The organism is Rhodopirellula europaea 6C (assembly GCF_000338295.1).
Taxonomy (GTDB): domain Bacteria; phylum Planctomycetota; class Planctomycetia; order Pirellulales; family Pirellulaceae; genus Rhodopirellula; species Rhodopirellula europaea.
Map to the genome: position 1 here is coordinate 1 of NZ_ANMO01000073.1, position 2,388 is coordinate 2,388.

Genomic DNA, 2,388 nt, shown 5'->3' on the forward strand with positions numbered 1-2,388 from the left:
ACGCGTCACCGGGTACGCGCGAAAGATTTTCAACTGCCGAAACGCTCGGCTCGCGTACTCCGGTGCACGCGATGGTTATGCCTTGTTTGTTACCAATTGAGTGACCAATTTCGCGACCAGTGGAAGATCGCCGATTTGTCGATTCAGTTCGGTGCGGATTTCAAGGTGCCATTGCTGATTGTTGGGGACCACCCAGCAATAGACTGGAATCCAGCCGGATGTTCGTACGAGTATTGATTGTAAGTGATCGGGCAGATCAAGTGCGCCACGTGTTACCTGAATAGGCGATTTCGGCGGCAATTCAGTACGGGCATACCACAATGCGGACCAGTAATCATCAGACATCTGGTCACCCGGAGCCAGCGGCGATTCCACGACAGTGATCGTACAGCCGCCCTTTTTGCCCATTTGAAGCTTGAGGGGCTCATCGGCCGCGTACAGGTTGGCGACGCGCCATGGTTGAGGTAAACCAGCAAAATCCCAGCCCGTGAGTGTGGTTAGATCGCGCGCAACTTGCTTCGTTTTTGGTTTTGGTTTCGGCGGGATTGGTCGATCGCGGAAAGATTCAGCGAGGTCTTCGAGGTTGTAGAGCACCTCGCAATCGCAGTAACCGCCGTGATAGGCAAGCCACGGTAGCACACGGTCTTTGTCGAGTTTTTCGACGTGCAGGAAGATGTCAGTGAGCTTAGTCGTGTGATCGCAGGACTTGAGATTTGCGTCGAGGTAATCGAGAAGCGAGTTCAACTGTTGTGGCGAGAGCGGCATCGAAGCGACGAGGTCGGTTCGCTCAGCGGCTTGCCATTGTTTCAGGCGTGCCTTTCGATCTTCTTTGCTGAGCTTCGCCATAGTGCTGAATTGAGAGGCATAACGCCGGGCATCACCGAGGCCGCACGGTTGATGTTCGACGTGGTGGTTGTATGACTTGCGGCCTTCGGTGCATGCCATGGTTATCGAATTGCATCGGGGGTACCACCAGCGCCCCGGGATTCGAGCATAAGTTCATGCGGCAATCATCCTCGCAATCGAGCATGGATTCACGCCGTTTGTCGCCCGGCAATCGAGCACGGATTCACGCAATATCTCGCCCGCCAATCGGACACTGCAATCGACGCGATGATTCGGGCACGAATGGAACGAGCACTGAATCGAGCACCCTTCGATCCGGCATCGAATCGAGCAGCGAACACGAACGCGATCACTGTCAACTCGATAACGGCGGCCGTAACCGGGTCGCGGCGAGTGAGTGTGCTATCGCCAAAACGCGTGACACGCGACTCCGGTTCACGGCATTGTTATTCGTCGTTTGGGTCGATCCAGAAACCAGAAAAACGGGATGTTCTCGAATCAAGGGTGTTGGAAAACGTTAGTACCAACTCCTCGCCATCGTCTGCGAGCGGCATTCTGTACTCAACACGGCTATGGAGGCCGTTTCCGCGTACGAGTACAACGCCAAGTGTAGTATCACGAGGGAGCAGGTGTTCAATCTCAGCCGGGTGAGATTCAATGCAGCTTTGTCATTTTCAAACAGAAAAGTTTTGAGGCCGTTGACGCTAGTGAAGGGTGCGTGATTGAGCGGAGCCGAAGTTCGCTGCTCTGAATCTTCGTGCGTTGCGTTTCCTCTTAGTGCTGTGCCAGCAAAGATGATGAAACAGATCGTTGCGATTACGAGTTTGTTCACGGCAGTGTCCATTTTAAGTTTGTTGTTGGCTGCGATGGTATCGGAGGGGACTAGCTGGAGGCAATGTCAACCTCTGCAGGCCGCGAAATCTCAATCGAATAACGGTACCCGTCACCGGGCCGGGAAAGTTGATTGTCCATCTGTGAAATCGCGCAAGCCCGGCTCCGGTGCACGGGATGGTTCCCCGCTCGCTTGGTCTACCATGAGAATGCACGTTTGTCATTGTCCAGTGACCCTACGTATTCGTCAACGGAAACGAGTTTGTCGTTTGTATCGCGACATGTGACGTGAACCAACGCCCGACCATCAACATCAACAGGCTCGGGCTGAGAGTGCAGCTTGACGGCCACGCCGACGGTGACCAAGCCGTCACGGTCGATTGGTGCATCAACATCTTGTATCCACTCGTAGACGCTTCCGTGTTCGTGATGTGCGCCACCGTCGTTCGGTCGCCGCCAATCCAGCGTCTCAGATCCAATCACGCGGCCGTCGTGCGTCGCCGTCAACATCGTGCATTCGATGTAATCGTTTGCGATCGGTGGTGTCACCCACACGGCCAAGCCCAGTTTGATGCCGTGCTTCGATGGTGATGCAACGTAACGATCAGCCCCAAACTGCGAGAATGTCCATCCGCCGCGACCATTTTCGCACATTGGTGCGAAACCGAAACGCTTGCAAGGCACTGCGGCCATCAGAGTAAGCTTCATTGC

General features: G+C 54.7%; 2 protein-coding genes. Both read right to left on the reverse strand.

From position 1 onward, the window contains the following. Positions 1 to 75: 75 nt before the first annotated feature. Positions 76 to 765 (reverse strand): DUF2695 domain-containing protein, encoded by a 690-nt coding sequence (locus RE6C_RS29415; protein ID WP_160167190.1) that lies wholly within the window; start codon positions 763 to 765, stop codon positions 76 to 78. 1,110 nt (positions 766 to 1,875) lie between these two features. Further along, positions 1,876 to 2,388, reverse strand: a 513-nt coding sequence (locus RE6C_RS06140) for a hypothetical protein (RefSeq protein WP_236617978.1), incomplete at its 5' end; no start/stop codon positions are given.